Origin of the sequence: Wolbachia endosymbiont (group A) of Sphaerophoria taeniata (assembly GCF_947250735.1) — a bacterium.
Classification (GTDB): Bacteria; Pseudomonadota; Alphaproteobacteria; order Rickettsiales; family Anaplasmataceae; genus Wolbachia.
In genome coordinates this window covers 1,130,310-1,146,601 of the sequence record NZ_OX366344.1, presented here as the reverse complement: position 1 = coordinate 1,146,601, position 16,292 = coordinate 1,130,310, and the positions used below count along the sequence as shown (strand labels likewise).

General features: G+C 34.6%; 14 protein-coding genes. 2 read left to right on the top strand and 12 right to left on the bottom strand.

The window, feature by feature from the left end:
- From OOK84_RS05640 to OOK84_RS05600, 9 genes are all read right to left on the bottom strand, one after another.
- Positions 1-609 (bottom strand): hypothetical protein, encoded by a 609-nt coding sequence (locus OOK84_RS05640; protein WP_253309205.1) that lies wholly within the window; start codon positions 607-609, stop codon positions 1-3.
- A 4-nt stretch (positions 610-613) separates the two neighbouring features.
- Positions 614-2,053, bottom strand: coding sequence for a hypothetical protein (locus tag OOK84_RS05635; RefSeq protein ID WP_264731510.1), 1,440 nt, complete (start codon positions 2,051-2,053; stop codon positions 614-616).
- A 205-nt stretch (positions 2,054-2,258) separates the two neighbouring features.
- On the bottom strand, positions 2,259-2,384 hold the full coding sequence (locus tag OOK84_RS05630) for a hypothetical protein (protein ID WP_264687919.1): 126 nt from the start codon (positions 2,382-2,384) through the stop codon (positions 2,259-2,261).
- The gene (locus tag OOK84_RS05625) at positions 2,377-4,122 is read right to left on the bottom strand and encodes a type I secretion system permease/ATPase (RefSeq protein WP_264731508.1); all 1,746 of its coding nucleotides are present in this window, start codon (positions 4,120-4,122) and stop codon (positions 2,377-2,379) included. The genes OOK84_RS05630 and OOK84_RS05625 overlap by 8 nt, the downstream gene beginning before the upstream one ends.
- A 407-nt stretch (positions 4,123-4,529) precedes the next feature.
- Positions 4,530-5,537: a tRNA (adenosine(37)-N6)-threonylcarbamoyltransferase complex transferase subunit TsaD gene (tsaD, locus tag OOK84_RS05620; protein WP_264731506.1), complete on the bottom strand. Its 1,008-nt coding sequence runs from the start codon at positions 5,535-5,537 to the stop codon at positions 4,530-4,532.
- A 234-nt stretch (positions 5,538-5,771) separates the two neighbouring features.
- Complete coding sequence (locus OOK84_RS05615; protein ID WP_264731504.1) at positions 5,772-6,062, bottom strand: GIY-YIG nuclease family protein; 291 nt, start codon at positions 6,060-6,062, stop codon at positions 5,772-5,774.
- Positions 6,063-6,347: 285 nt separating this feature from the next.
- A complete protein-coding gene (locus tag OOK84_RS05610) occupies positions 6,348-7,370 on the bottom strand; it encodes an IS110 family RNA-guided transposase (protein ID WP_264731025.1) in 1,023 nt (340 codons plus the stop codon).
- Positions 7,371-7,768: 398 nt separating this feature from the next.
- Positions 7,769-8,506: a WD_0702 family putative metalloprotease gene (locus tag OOK84_RS05605; RefSeq protein WP_264731502.1), complete on the bottom strand. Its 738-nt coding sequence runs from the start codon at positions 8,504-8,506 to the stop codon at positions 7,769-7,771.
- 783 nt (positions 8,507-9,289) lie between these two features.
- Positions 9,290-10,306, bottom strand: a complete 1,017-nt coding sequence (locus OOK84_RS05600; RefSeq protein WP_264731500.1) for an aspartate-semialdehyde dehydrogenase — start codon at positions 10,304-10,306, stop codon at positions 9,290-9,292.
- Positions 10,307-10,446: 140 nt separating this feature from the next.
- On the opposite strand from OOK84_RS05600, the gene OOK84_RS05595 reads away from it, so the two are divergent.
- Positions 10,447-10,890, top strand: coding sequence for a hypothetical protein (locus OOK84_RS05595; RefSeq protein WP_264731498.1), 444 nt, complete (start codon positions 10,447-10,449; stop codon positions 10,888-10,890).
- An 8-nt stretch (positions 10,891-10,898) separates the two neighbouring features.
- Here OOK84_RS05595 and OOK84_RS05590 read toward each other — a convergent pair whose 3' ends face one another.
- Positions 10,899-12,176 (bottom strand): APC family permease, encoded by a 1,278-nt coding sequence (locus tag OOK84_RS05590; RefSeq protein ID WP_264731497.1) that lies wholly within the window; start codon positions 12,174-12,176, stop codon positions 10,899-10,901.
- A 131-nt stretch (positions 12,177-12,307) separates the two neighbouring features.
- On the opposite strand from OOK84_RS05590, the gene OOK84_RS05585 reads away from it, so the two are divergent.
- Positions 12,308-13,741 carry a hypothetical protein gene (locus tag OOK84_RS05585; RefSeq protein ID WP_264731495.1) on the top strand — a complete coding sequence of 478 codons (1,434 nt, stop codon included), beginning with the start codon at positions 12,308-12,310 and terminating at the stop codon, positions 13,739-13,741.
- 1,267 nt (positions 13,742-15,008) lie between these two features.
- Here OOK84_RS05585 and ubiA read toward each other — a convergent pair.
- Both ubiA and OOK84_RS05575 read right to left on the bottom strand, forming a co-directional pair.
- On the bottom strand, positions 15,009-15,866 hold the full coding sequence (gene ubiA, locus OOK84_RS05580) for a 4-hydroxybenzoate octaprenyltransferase (protein ID WP_264731494.1): 858 nt from the start codon (positions 15,864-15,866) through the stop codon (positions 15,009-15,011).
- Between the two features lie 3 nt (positions 15,867-15,869).
- The gene (locus OOK84_RS05575) at positions 15,870-16,286 is read right to left on the bottom strand and encodes a ribosome-binding factor A (RefSeq protein WP_164225054.1); all 417 of its coding nucleotides are present in this window, start codon (positions 16,284-16,286) and stop codon (positions 15,870-15,872) included.
- Positions 16,287-16,292 lie beyond the last annotated feature (6 nt).

Genomic DNA, 16,292 nt, shown 5'->3' with positions numbered 1-16,292 from the left:
TTATCTACTTAATATAGTATACCAATCAAAGACTATATTAACTCTCACTATCTCTATCATATTACCATTCAAAATTTGATTCATAGTTGCAGCATCAATATTTCTCTGCTTGTTTAAAATAAGAGATTTGATCATAACATAACCGGGCAGATTTGGAATAGACTGTAGAAATAAAAAAATATGCTTATCGCTTATTGAACTTAAATTTAGGACCACTTCACTTTTTATTACTTTTGTGCGTTCACTTTTGTTGTGGAGCTCAACTTCTTCGGGTATAGAAATTGATATTTCAGGTTCTAATATATAGTACTTTTTATATAACCTGCTAAGCTCGAAATTTAAATTTGCAATGTATCTGCTACTGTGTAAATTTGAAGAAGAAATTTTTTTCCATAAATCTAGGTTTTTATTTAGAACAACTTCCTTTTTTTGAATTCCAGTAATCTGTAAATTAATAGAACGTATTTTATCAATCGCAATTTGGTTTTTATTATAAACCTTTTCGTTATAGATAACAACATATGTTAATAACCCTATTAATCCAACAGATAATAACAAACACGATATAAACTGAATTGTAGCTTTTCTTTTTAATTGAGAGATAGTCATTAATCTACATTGCCTCTCCTATTTCAACATCAATAGATAGATTTTGCCCTTTAGCAGCAGGTAAGTTAGAAATATTAATGTCATAGGTACGAAAATTATCGTTTAAATTTTTTCGTAGTTTCTCGTATTGATAGGAAATATTTTTACCGGATCGAAAATTAAACCTTAAAGTTGTGGTAATATAACTTTTTGCCTCATTATAATTCCATTCAAATGATCGAAGCTCTATACCTGGTACTTTTAACTTTTCTACATATTTAACTTGTGTAAGAGGAGAGTATTCTATTTTTGATAAAATATTATTGATATTAATAAAATCATAAACTTCATCTATTTTTTTTACATTATAGCTTTGGCTAAGTTTTGTTAATTGGTTATTTAAGGTGCTCTGCTTTGCGGATAAATTATCAGCGACACTGAAGTTTGAATACAAATTTAGCAAACAAAGGGCGTTAATTACAACTAAAACCAAAGCGAAGTATAGAAAAATTTGAGGAGAGTTTAAATAAAGATAATTGAATAGATAAAATTCTTTAGTTTCCTTTGTATTAAAAATAGCTGCTAATTTATTCTTAAAGCTGTGAAACAAAATTATGGTATCGCAAAAGTTATCTTTTTCACTTATAGCTAGTTCTGCTCCTAATAGTTTGCCTAACTCATATGGAGTTAATATGTTCACACTGTTCTCTGAAAAATTTATGACTGATAAACTAGCTTTAATATCTTCTGACACTATGATGCAAAGGTCGATAGGGTTATTTTTTTCAAACCCAAACTTAGTTAAGGATCGAATAGTATCTTGCACTTCCTGATATATTCCACCAGCAATAATTCCTGGTAAATTATCATTAGTAAATGGTACTAAACGCGTAAATATCATTTTATTCTCTTTAAGAACCACTTGTCTATAGCCTCCCGTTTTAGTTGCAGCAACTATAATTTTCCAATTATTAGGATCTTTATGTAGAATCTTTTTTGTTATATTACTTATTTCTATAGGAAACATTAATATTCCCTTAAAGTTGGAGCCTATCTCAATAAACACATTCAACCAATATTCTACTAAATGCTTTGCTTTTGATGAAACAAGAAGATAGCACCAGTTTTGATTGAATTTGTTTGGCTTCTCAACCAAAAAAACTGAACTTATGTCATTATTACGAGAAAAATGCTCCATCTTTGTTTTTGCTGATAGATAGGCACTAATCTTGTTTGCCCTTGTAATAAACTGTAGCGAGTAATTTTGATCTGCATGATTAAGCACCAGGTATAAAGGTGCTTTTTTGTCTGATGAAAGACATGAAATTAAATCGGAAACTGCTTTATCGTTTTTGCCCTTAACAAAATACCTTTTATTTAAAGTATTATTTTTAAAATATAGTAACATTATGCCTTCTTCTCCAATAGAAAGCATAAACTTACTTTTGGATTTTGAACTAAACATATTAACAGAGCATATACTTATCTAGAATTAAAAAGGCAATTTATTGAAATTCATTAAACGTTAGAGGGAAATATTGTTATAAATTTTCGCAGCAACATTATTTATATTATAATTTTTTTATAAAATCACTACTGATATTAAGCTATTTAATTAATAAACTAAGAAAACTCATTAATTAGAAATATACACTATCTGCCGATTAACTTTAATTAATAGGAGTTATTAATCTATTTACTATTCTTGTAATATTATTTCTAATGGTAAACATTTCTAGTAATACTGGAACAGTTGTTATTTCAGATACAGAATTTAGTGTAAGTAAACTAACCATTTGCTGAAGAGCGCTCATCTTCTGTGGTATTTGATGATGGAGCAACTAATTTGCTCAAAATCTCATCTTTTGGTCCCATAGCGTAAATGACACCATCTGACATGAGGATCACCTTATCAACTACGGACAATAACGGTAGCTTGTGAGTGATGATAACAGTAGTAGTATTTTGCTTTCTTGCAATGCCAATTGCATTAATTAAGCATGCCTCTCCATTGCTATCTAAGTTAGCGTTTGGTTCATCAAGTACTAAAAGTTTTGTGTGACCATAAAAAGCTCTGGCAAGTCCAAGAAGCTGTTTTTGGCCGCCAGAGAGCGTTACTCCTCCAGGACCTCCTATTGTTGTATCATATCCATTTGGTAAGCTTAGTATTAGTTCATGTATTCCTGCAATTTTTGCTGCTTTGATTATTTCTTCAGGATTTGGATCTGGTCTCATGCGAGCAATATTAGCTTTGACACTAGTGTTAAATAACTCAATATCTTGAGGTAAGTAGCCAACATAATTACCAAAATTTTCTCGATTCCAAGTATATACATCAGCGCCATCTAGTCTGACTACACCAGATATTGGCTTCCATACACCAACAGTTAATTTTGCGATAGTGGATTTACCAGAAGCACTTGCACCAATCACACCTACTACGTCCCCTGGTTCTATTACAAATGATATTCCTTTTACTGTCGGTTTATTGCTTCCATAAGGAGTAAAAAATACTCTATCAAATTCCAATTTTCCTTCAGGTTCTGGTAGAGCCATCGTTTGCTCTCTTTTTGGCGATGTTAATATAAGTCTTTGTAGCCTTCCATATGACATTCTAGCCTGATTTAAAAACTTCCAAGTATGAACCGCAGCGTCAAATGGTGCTAATACTCTACCCATTAAAATTGAAGCAGCGATGATGCTACCAGCAGTTTTATGAGCTGTAATTGCAAGTAATGCACCTGTTCCAATTACTGATATTTGCAGAGTTGAGCGCAAAAACTTAGTGATTCCAGTAATTACATTAGAGCGATTTTGTGCTTTAATTTGCATTGCTCGATTCTGATCATTTCGTTTACACCAATCAGAGACTATGAATTCTGACATGCCCATAGCTTCAACTACTTCTGCATTTCTTGTTGCAACATCTATAGCATTGATATTCCGTATAGTTTCTTCGTTGGTTTCTTGTAATATTCGTTTAGTGGCAAGTTCATTCCATATTGCCATAGAGACTAATATAATGATTCCAGCAATAGCTATAAACCCCGTGGAGGTGTGTATCATGAAAATCACAACAAGGTAAATTAACGACCATGGAGTATCAAACAGTGAGAATATACCATTTCCTGTAATGAAATTTTTTATTACCCCGAGATCTCGTATTGCTTCACCACTTGAAGTTGAGCTCTGCACTGACGTTAGCCTGATTGACCTTACTATCAGATCTGGTGTTGCAGTTTTATCGATCCAATCACCTATTTTTGCCATGGCTAAATATCGACAAGTTTCAAGCATTGCAGAACATGCAAATGCAGATAAAGTGATAATTGTCAGCATAGTTAGTGTTGATACACTTTCGCTTGATATCACCCGATCAAGCACTTGAGAGGTATAAAGTGGTAGAAATAACATTAATAAATTGATTCCCGCACTAAACCAAAAGATAAACCAAAATGCACTTTTGCATTTTTCTAGGCAAATATATAGAGTACTTTGCTTCAATTCTTTTTTTATTGATGGCGTAATTTCCACAATCTTCCTCTTAATTTGATTACATGCACCATATACAATTTTTATTACAAAAATATTAATAACGGCAGTTAGCTTACTTTAAGTGAGTAAAATATTAATATATGTAAATAGGAAATATAAACAATGGTAAAAAGAAGTATAGTTAATATTTCCTTCATTGCCTATAGCTGAGCTACGTCATACCGCCGCGGCGCTAACAAGAGATCCCGCTAACACGTAGCGGGATGACGGTTGTCAGGGTAGCTGTCATCCCTTGTGGAAATTGTTCTCAAATCACAATGTTCGTACAGCTATAGATTCATTCGCGGCGTAGATTCCGCTAACACGTAGCGGAATGACGAATTTGTCGTTTTTCAAATCGTCGGTAAACCTAAGTCACTTTAGCTATAATTCAGAATTGAGAGCTTTTAATAACTCTCCAACTCCCACTTAGGTCTTGGTGCAAAATTAAGTGGATCTATATAATTCTTCTGTAACCTTTCAATTCCTGCCCATCCAACCATTACTGCATTGTCTGTACATAGATTATTAGGGGGGAAAAATATGTTTAAGTTTATGTGTTCTTTCAGTTTTTCTCTCAAAAAATTATTTGCTGCAACTCCGCCGGTAATCACAAAGTCATTGATTTTGATATTTAAAGATTCGGCCATAATAATCGCATTACTAACCCTGTCCAGCAGTATGTCACTAATACACTCTTGAAACGAAGCACACACATCACACACATCTTGCTCGCTCATTTCGAGTTTCTGCACTAAGTTTTTTACTGCTGTCTTGATTCCAGAAAACGAAAAGTTACATCCAGAACGTTTTATCATCGCCCTTGGCAGTTTAAATCTTGCACCATTGCCTTTTTTAGCTAACTTTTCAATTAATGGCCCTCCGGGATAGCTTAAACCCAGCATCTTAGCAACTTTATCAAATGCTTCTCCTAACGAGTCATCAAGTGTCTCCCCGAGTTTAATATATTTACCTACATCCTGTGCAATTAAAAATTGACAGTGACCACCTGATATTAGTAGGACTAAAAATGGAAATTTCACCTCATGCAGTAACCTAATAACTAATGCATGCGCTTCTAAGTGATTCACTGCAATGAACGGTTTTTGTGCTACATGCGCAATTGCTTTAGCCATCATTGTACCAACTATTAATCCACCTATGAGTCCTGGTCCTGATGTTGCTGCAATTGCATCAAGATCGCAAAAGTTAAGGTTAGATTTTTCCACGGCGCTTTTTATTAGACCACTTAAATGCTCCATATGAGCACGTGACGCTATTTCAGGGATCACCCCACCGCGTTTTTTGTGTTCTGCTTGGGAGAGAATTTCGTGAGCAAGGACTTGCTTGTCACTATTTACAATCGCTACTGCAGTTTCATCGCAGCTTGTTTCAACAGCTAAAATGGTTTTCATGTATATTCGAGCACTTTATTATAAAAACTATACCTTGAAACGCTGTAGAAGTTAACTGCAAAGTTAACTTCTATAGCTAAAAGATTTACCGACAACCTTCATTCCGCTGCTTGTTAGCTGATGAGATACCGCGAATGAATCTACAATCGTATGAACATTGCGCTATTGAGATGGAGCACTTTCTTGTTATTCCAGGTCTCCTCTCTCGTCATCCCAGTGCGTGACACTGGGATCTCACTTAGTAATTTCGTAATATAAATCATACCAATTTGGGTTTTTTCTTGCAACTAAATTGATTTTCCATTCCCTTCTCCAACTTTTTAGAAGTTTTTCTCTATTAAGAGCCGAATCTACGTCTTGAAATTCTTCAAAATAAACTAATTTTTGTACATTATATTTCGACGTAAAACCGGGAATAACCTTGTTCTTATGCTCCCAAATTCGTTTAATTAAATTCGACGTAACACCTATACATAGAGCCTTATTGTGTCTACTTGCAAGTATATAAATATAATAGTTTTTCATAAAATTTAGATCCCAGTGTCACGCACTGGGATGACAGGAGATACCGTCTTGTTAGTCAACAAAAAAATTATAAAAATTTCCCAAGTTGCATCATAAAATCAAAAAATACTTCCAATTATGTAACAGTACACAGATTATAGTTAGTGGATATGTTGATAAGTAAATTAGTTTTATACGCACAAAACAGATGAAGTTTACTTATCAACATATCCACTAACCAACAACATTCAATAAATTTGTGTAAGATACCACTTTACATAAGATAGATAGGAAGCATTTTTGATTTTAAAGTACTAAACCTTCAGTCAACCTCCTAGCCCTGTAGTTTTTGATATGGTTAGGATCAAAAGCACTTTTGGATGTCAGAATACCGAAAATGATATGGAGTAGCTTACGCATTGCAGCACCAACGATGGCCATATTATGCTTACCCTTTTCCTTTAATCTTTGGCAAAAGCTCATAATGATAGGATTGTGATTCTTAGCTACTATGGCAGGAAAGAAAAGTGCCTTACGTAATGTTTGTGAACCGGATTTACTTAATCTGGGTTTGGCATATACAGAGGAACCTGACGTCATATTTCGTGGTATAACTCCTGTATATGCTGCCAATTGCCTGGCATCTCTAAAAACCTCTATATCAGAAACTTCAGCTAAAATAGCTATTGCTGATTCTTCTCCTATGCCTGGAATAGTCAATAGAAGTTGAAAATTTTCCAACAATTCTTTGTGTTGATTTAATAGTTCACGTACGGAGTTTTTTATTGTTTCTATTTTTTGAGCTATATTCATTGCAAGGTCTTCCCAAGCATTTGCAACTTCTTTAGGCAGTCTCTCTTTTTTTTCTAAGTGGTTATTTACTAATGTTAACTCATCTTTTAACGCAACTGAGCAACGATAAAGATGTTTTAATTTTTTCATTTCAGGAGAAGGTGGTGTCCAACTAGAAGGTTCCTGTCTTTGGCAATAATCAGCAATAACTTCTGCATCGGTCTGATCATTCTTTTGTCGTATCAGCTTACTCCTTGCATAAGATTTTATGCAATAAGGATTTACAACACTTACAAAATGTCCAGCATTGTGTAGAAATTCAGCCAGTGCTTCGCTATAACAACCAGTAGATTCCATGCAGGTTTTTACTTTTTCTACATTATGTTTGTGTAGAAAATTCAGTAGACTTTGAAACCCATGATCATCGTTCTTAAAGCTTCTTTTTCTAATTTCACGCTTTCCTTTTTTGCTTATAAATGAGAGAAAAACATCAAAGCGATCTTTTGATATATCTATGCCCAAAAAGTTGTTGATCATATATAACCCCATACGTTACCATTAAAAATGAAAAGTAAGGCTAGTCTTGTGAATACAGAATTAGAACCATTCAGGTCTTTCTACGATACCGTCCAGCCTATACTTTTGAGAAGGGAATTCTTATCTCCTCTACAGATTTTATATCTAAGAAGAAGCACAGAGTTCCTCCCTTCTCCACCTAATGCTTAAGCTTAAAACATTAGATGCTTTTGACAAGATACAAGAAATAGTTTTTTAAAAACTATTTCTCCTGAATGAGATGACAAATGTGAGTGCTGATGTAACAAATGTAAATGCTTGAATGACATCAATAATTATATACATTTTATCACTAAACTAGACGTTCGTACAGTCGTGGAATGAATTGCGGTATGACGTAGGAAAACCTGCACTATAAGCTAATCATCATCTCCAAATATAGAGCTAATTTTTTTGCCCCCAGGAGAAAATTTATTAGTCCAACTGCTTTGCACTTTGGTTACGTCTTTAGTGGCGGTTTTATTGCTGTATTCCTTGATTTCCTTATCTATTCTATCCATCATTTGTGGATCCAGGCAGCTCTTTTTCCATTGATCAGTAGCAAGGAATACTTTGTTTAAATCTTGAGTGCGAATTAAGTATTCTTTATCCTTAGGATAAACCTCTTGTGCCCAAGCAAATAGCTCAAAATAGCGTGCAAACAATTCAGATGCGCGTGACTTTGCAGTTTGATAAGCTTGTATCTCCTTAAATATAACTTGGCTAATAATTTTCTGCACAAGAACATTTGCTTGCCTTAAATTCTGCTCAATATCCTGGTAAACCTTATGGAGAAATTCCTGCTCTAGGCTCAAGTTAAGCTCATTTTCAACCATATGTGAAAGTTCATGCACTATAATGTATGGATTTGACCTTCTCAGCACAATAACATACCTATTTACACCGGAAGACCTGATTGTCTTACACACCCCTTCTTCCATATCCACTAATCCCTCTTGGTATATTTCAAACGAAAGCTTATTTTGCTTTATTAGTGATAAAGTGAAGTTTAATGTGTTTCTAAACTTCTCAAATTGATAGAGATACTCAATATATCGTATTGCATTTTCACTGCTTCCTACTTTAGTCGCTTGTTTGATTAAATTCCTGATTAGCATGCCTTATTATTAAAGGAATTTTTTTTTATACTCGAGAGCTATAAAGTGTTTTTTAGGAAATCTCATTGCATAGCTAAAGTAATTCAGGTTTACTGACAACCGTCATCCTGCTAACACGTAGCGGGATGAAGAGATGCCACCGCGAACCGTCATACCGTCACGAACCGTCATACCGCGATTCATTCGCGGTATCTCTTAGCATAGATCCCGCTAACACGTAGCGGGATGACGATTGTCGATGAACCTAAGTTACTTTAGCTACAAACATTAAGAAATTTACCAAATAAAAAAAAGGCAAAAGAAGCCCTGGTCATTATCTATTTTCAGTATTGGCGTTTTTTAAGTCTTAAAAACTGCAATTTAGCTGCTTTTAAGTGCAACTCACCTTAGTTCAAATGTTTAAGAAATTTACTAAGCAGAAAAAAAGGCAAAAGAAATCCCGTGTTAGCTAGTTGTCACTCTCTAATCCTGCAAATTGGCGTACTATACTGTCTTAAACGACTTATAAGCGCGTTTCAGCTTGTGTAGGTAAAAACCTAGAAATATTGTGAAGACATAAGGTGCACATAGTGCAAAAAATTAAAAATAAGACGCCAACCACGTTGTTTTCTTGCTGTTTAATCTGCACAGATGAAGATAACTGAATACCTTCAGTACCATGATAAGAGGACTGGCGGAGTTTGTCAAGGAAGTTTTTGTAGCTCTCATGGTTTTTGCGTCACACGCTGCCATGTGGTATACAAATTTCCTTCGAATTACAACGTAAGTGCACTCTATATGCACTTAATACTCTCTTATCAAAATCTCAAGAATCTGCACTATATTTAATGCTGCGCCTTTGCGCAGATTATCAGCCACTATCCACATATTTAATCCGTGTTCAACAGTATTGTCTCTTCTAATACGTGATACATATACAGCATTCTCCTGTACAACATCAATTTGAGTGATGTATTCACCGTCTTCACGCCTGTTGTACACTAAAACTCCACTATCTTCGGCTTCACTTAGCACTTCACGAGCTTGTTCTTCAGTGATATGTTGATCAAATTCTACATTTACTGCCATAGCGTGACCGATAAAGACGGGTACTCTTACACAAGTTGCAGTAACTTTTATATCTTCCTCTAAAATTTTTTTTGTCTCCTCTTGCATTTTCCATTCCTCTTCTGTAGAACCATTCTCCATGAATTTCCCTACATGGGGAATGCAATTAAACGCTATTTGCTTGGGGAATATCTCGGGCTTTTTAGTCTCATTCATGAAGATTTTTTTTGTCTGGTCATAGAGCTCATCCATTGCTGCTTTGCCTGCGCCAGAAGTTGATTGATAAGTTGAAGCAACGATTCTCTTTATTTTTGCTTTCTGGTGTAATAGATGTAGTACTAGCAGCATCTGTATTGTAGTACAGTTTGGGTTGGATATTATGTTGTGGTTTTTATATTCCATAATTTTTTCTTTATTAATCTCCGGAATAATGAGTGGCACACCTTCTTTCATTCTAAAATGGGAACTGTTATCTATCACGATGCATCCAGCCTGTGTTGCAATTGGTACATACTTTTCAGAAACATGATATCCAGCACAGAAAATGGCTACATTAGTTCCAACGAAGTCATAATCCTCAAGGCACAAGACAGTTAATTCTTCATTACCGAAACTCACCTTCTTCCCTTCTGATTTTTTCGACGCAAGTGCAATAACAGAATCTATTGCCTCATCTTGAAACTCAGCAAGCGTGCTTAATACCTCGCGCCCTACTCTTCCGGTTGCTCCAATAACAGCAATTTTGTATCCCATATAGATGAACCTCTAACTTTAAAGTTCTATTATATTTTTACTGACAAAATTTACAATTGTTTTAATATTTTTACCTTGCAATTAATTGTAATTTAGCTATTATTATGCAATATTAGTAATATTACATAATAAAGTGAAAGATGAATAAAGAATACAATGAAACTAAGGTTAAACCTGCAATGTCTACACCTCAAGAGCCTGAAAGAACCAATGGATTAAAGGCTCAAAATGTTCTTTCGAAAAAAAGAAAGCCTGCAATAAATTTTGATGATAAAAAATATGGTGTAAGAAACCTTAAAATAGACCAACAGTTCCTAAATAAAAGACAAGAATCTTCAAAGCTAAGAGATTTCTTAAGATCAATACCAATAATAGGGAGATTTTTAGCAAGGATTTTCACACCTGAAAAAATAGAAATCATCAGTAACCCTATATATGACAACATGGAAGCATATGAAAAATCGCAAGCAGGTCACTCCAGTAAGATAAAAGATGAGACTAGTGTAGATGATGAACAAGCAAAAGTAGATAGTAAACTTAAGAAGGGTAATGTTGAACAAGTGGACAATAAGAAAAGTCGTTAAACTCTATTTTATTGTGCAGGAGCTCTGCAGTACCAAAATAAATAAATGGGTATGCCACTTGCGGTGAATAAGCTTGCGATCAGCAAGGTATTCACAGAAGTTTCAAATATTACCCAGCAGCAAAAGGTTGTTGCTATACTGCCAATTAAAAATTTGTAATAGTTTTTCTCCTTTATAATAACCTTGAGAAAAGCAAGACTGCATGCAAGGTAAACAAATAAAAATGAAACTACAGAAAAGTCGATAATTGATGTGATCTGTTTAGCAAAATTGTTGCTTGAAGTGAGAATTAGTAGAACTGAAGTGCCAACGGAGCTGATTGTTATGCCCCAGAAAGGAGAACCGTGCTTGTTTCTTTTAGCAAAGAACTGTGGCATCAGTTTATCTTCTGCAAGGCCAAGGGCCACTTGTCCACTAGCTAGTACCCAAGCATTTAAACTGCCAACACAAACAATAAAAGCAACAATAGAAATGATCAAATGCCAATTACCAGGAAACATAATTTTTATTGCGTCAACATACGGCGCTTTTGAATTAACTAGATCATTGCCGTTTATCAATCCCATGATTGCAAGGCTATTAATGAAATATATAACTGCAACAGAGATTGTGCCAAGCACTATGGCTCTTGGTATAGTCTTGGCTGGATCGTTGACTGATCCTGCAGGTGCTGTTGCTGATTCAAGTCCAATAAAACACCATAGAGTGAGTAGTGTAGAGCGAGCAAGGACTTGAGACATCGTGAAGGTTGATATTTCCTCACTTATGATAAAATTATTCCTATCAAAGAAAAACAACGCTGTTACTGGTATAGCAAGCAGTGCGGTAATTTTGACAGTCATCAATAAAAGCTCAACACATCCAGCAGCAGTGACACCTCTTAAATTTATTAGTGTAATGATCGTAAATAATAGTATTTCTAAAAATAAGCGTATATTTTGAATATCTCCATGAAAAAGCGAAGTAAGATAGCCAATACTTGCAACGATTACTGCTGTCGTGCTAACCCATGAGATCACCCAATACGTCCAACCAACAAAGAAAGCTGCAGCAGGGCCAAAAGCATGCTTTACATAAACGTGAGGACCACCCGTTTCTGGAAATTTTGCGCAGAGTAAGGCAAAAACCAAAGCAAGAGATATAGCACCAAGCCCTGATATCACCCAGCTTATAAGGCTGTACATGCCATATGGAGCAAGGCTAATTGGAAGCATAAAAATTCCAGAGCCAATTTGGCTGCTAATCACTAAGGCAAAAATAGCCCAAAAACCTATTTTATTTGACACAATAATTTTTATCTAAATAGACTAACGATATAACTGAAGCTCAGAAATTTCAATCGATCTTTATAAAAACTTGCATTTTTCTCAATTTATTTCTAAAATAGATTATGTTAACAGATTATTAAGAGGGGGTTATGAATCCAGGGTTAAAAGCATTTTTGGTTGTTTGTGGTTTTATTTTACTCTTATGTGGTTCTATTTTATTCTTATTTTTTACTTATTACTATTTAAGTCTTCTCGTCAACTATATCCTTGACCCGATTCTAGTTCGCCCTTGTAAGGACTTAATTAGTAATTTTTATACCTATTTATCTACAAGCACCTCTAGCCCTGCACTAGCATTTTTGGCTACAGGTTTTATTGTTATCGCTGCATTTATTTGTCTGAATAAAATGCTCCTTCCTTTGCAAGAAAAAATCATAAACAACTATAATTCCTTTAAAAACGACAACATTGATAGTAATAGCAAGTTATTTGAGGTTTATAAAGATCCAACAATAAAATTAAAGGACAAAATCTTATTCTTCAATATACACTTGATATATTACCTACAGCTTCCGTTTTTGTACGTTGCATCAAAGGTATCAGCTCTACGTGGGTTTCTTATATTTAATTTTGGTTTATTATTGTTAAATTATGCACTGCTAATTCCAGTAGCACTTCTTGAATTGATAAAGTATCCATTAGTGAGGCTTTTCTCACCTTTGGGTTTGAATGTAAAGCAGCTAAGCTTTTTGTTTAATGTAAGTGACGTGGGCACTAGTAATCAGAGTGTTCACACGAGTAGTTTTGAACATAGTATTCTCCAATGCGCTCAAGAGTTAAAACAGAAATTTGGAGCTCAACCAAATGTACTGGATAAAGAATTTGAGGATTACATAAATGGTTCAGATGAGTTGACAAGGGATCAAAAAGAGCAATTAAAACTTTATCTTAACTTTAATAACTCTAACAGAGCGGCTTGGCAAGAATCAAGAACTAGCCTTACTCTCACGCAAGCTGCAAATTTAGTTTTGACTGCAGCTAAGGATCAAAAGTCAGATATAGATTTTCTAAAGTGCATGTTACTGATACGTTTCAAAGAGGGAAATGGTAAGTGCAATCTAGGAATGTTCAATCGTATTATTTACTCGCTTAGCTGTCTTGAAGCAAAAAATAACTTTACAGTTGAGGTAAACGCTCAAGTGTACGAGAGAATGCCAACTATTACGGAAAAATTCCTGAGAAGCTGTAACAATAAAAAAATTACAGTTTTAAAGGACAATTTTGATAATTTTTATTCTGATGGTGATATGGATCCTCAAATAAAAAGCAACATCAGTAAACTAATAGAAGAAGCAAAACAATCTGTCTTTAATGAATTATATGTGGATTATTACAATAGGTATGGGCAAGATGTTGGAAGAGGCCCTATAAAACATAAATTAAAAGAGTTAATTACAAGCGACGATGTAAAAGAAGCAATAAGCGCTGTTATAGATGGTATAGAAATTCCTCCAGTACCACCTACTTATCTTGAAAGAGTAAAAGCATTTTTTGGAGGTCATGCAAGGTCTTCTGCTGCTTAGTAGTGCTATAGCAGAAAACTTTTTTATTTTAACTAAAAAAATTACTTCTGCATATTCAAAGCCTTATTATAATGACAATTAGAGATATTTAGAGAGCTCAAAATCTATCTCCGTCTGCAGACTTTTCATCTAAATTTCAGTTAAAAATGTGGCGTATCTTCTTCAGCGTGTATACATTACTTAATCTCTGCCCAATGTACGTTGCATTTTTTCTGAATCTTGTTCATATGGGGGATTCTATGTCTAAAATTCCAGACACTTGACTTTAGCTAAAAACCATCTGGCGCCTATGGTTTTTTATAGTTTTGTCTTCCCTTTTCTGAATGGTTTGCAAGCTGCTGTAGCTAACCAAGAAAGGTTTCCCTACGTCATACCGCCGCGGTATCTCTAGATCCCGCTAACAACTTACTATTACCCACAAATAAAAACATAGTATTGTATTTACTCAAATAATTTAATTTTATTAACCTGAAAGCTTATTGGATTAAAATTATTAAACTAAGAGTTATAATCTTAGCAACTAAAAGCTGTAAATTGCACCATATAAACAGTTATTTCAAGCAAAAGTTATGCCATTAAGAGCTATGCAACAAACATTTATATTTGTGGGTAATAGTAAGCGCTAACAAGTAGCGGGATGACGAAGTTATCGTCATGCCACCGCGAACCGTCATATCGCCGCAGACCGTCATACCGCGATTCATTCGCGGTATCTCTTAGCATAGATCCCGCTAACACGTAGCGGGATGACGATTCTTCAAATCGTCAAGGTGTCATCCGAGTAGCTTGACTACTTGGATCCAGAAAACTTAACTTTAAATAAGTGGCTGCATAATAAAGACTAGATTCCAGCGTCACGCGCTGGAATGACACCATTTTCGGTCTCTTAAATTGCTTTAGCTACAAACATTAAGAAATTTACCAAACGAAAAAAAGGCAAAAGAAGCCCCGTGGTGCGAGTTTTGACTCTATATTACTGTAAGTGGCGCTGTAATAATGTGCTAACGCTTAAAATAAGCGCGATTTGGCTGAATGTAGAAAAAATTTAAAAGACATGCAGCCGCTATAATTTTATGTAATCCGCCAAAAAATACCCTAAGTTTTTTACTGAATTTTGTTATTGAGCCTGCAGGTCAAAAACAAGTTTTGAGTCATGAATACCCTTGTTATCATAATAAGGGGGCTGGCGGAGTTTGTCAAGTAAGTTTTTTCGTTTCTGCGAGCTACCTGAGTTTATTGACTTCATTAGAGCCAAAACTCTTCAGACCTAGGTGATAATTCTATCTAAAAGGATGCCAAAAAAGAGAAGCAACCCTACGTAGGAATTATTTTTAAATATGGACATGCATTGACTGGGATCGTCAGGATTGAAATTTTTGTATTGGCGGTAAAATATGAACCCTACAGCAAGTAGAGCAATATAAAAGATGTTATTTAATGATGATAAGATACCAGCATATAGCCACGTCATAAGAGATATTAAATAAAATCTTTTCAACCAAGATTTTGTTGTATCACCAAAATATAATGCGGTAGATTTCATTCCGAGTTTTTCATCATCTTTTTTATCTTGATGAGCGTATATGGTGTCATAGCTAAGTGTCCAAAAGACGCATCCTATATAAAACAGCAAGGATTCTATACTGATCTGGTTTATTATTGCTGCTGAGCCCATGAGCGATCCCATATTGAAGGTAAACCCTAAGAACAATTGTGGCCACCAAACATACCGCTTTAATAAAGGGTAAGTAGCTATCATACACATTGAGATTATTCCAAGTATGAGTGTGGTTTTATTAGTTAACAATAAAATTACCAAGTCGATAGATAGTAGCAGTGAGAGTAAAACCAAAGCCTGCTTTATGTTTAATGCACCACTTGCAAGTGGCCTATATTTTGTTCGTTCAACGTGCGCATCTATTTCCCTATCGAAAATGTCATTGATTATGCACCCTGCAGGTCTCATTAAAAATGCACCTATAGTAAATAAAACAAGGAGAAAAAGAGCCTGATACGATAGAGAAGTTGAGGCTAAAAGAATACCGCTCAAACTGGGAAATAGCACAAGCCACAAACCTGTTAAACTGTGCAGTCTCATTAATGAAAAGTAACGGTTGAAATACATTAATTAAGTGTGATTATGTAATATTTTGCTTACATTAACAAAATTATCGAACGCTAAATCAGGCTTGAAAACTAACTCAGGTATAAATCGCAAATCAACATAACACAATATAGATTTACGTATTGACCATGCAGATTGGTTCATTTCATTAACAACAGTGTTAATATCACAATTATCCTCAGAAGGATCTCCAGTGCGTGATGCTGAAATCCATGTACTTTTTTCTGAATCTGAGTAGTCAGCTACTTGGATATTCAATGAAGATAACACAATATATACATCTGCTTTTTTCAAATCTTTACTTAATTTTACGTCAGATACCGCTACATTTTTATTGAACACCTTACCTTCCATTAGGACTCTTGATATTGCTCTATGCAATACCGATGCTATTTTTAGGTTTCTAATTTCCTTTTTCATATCCAT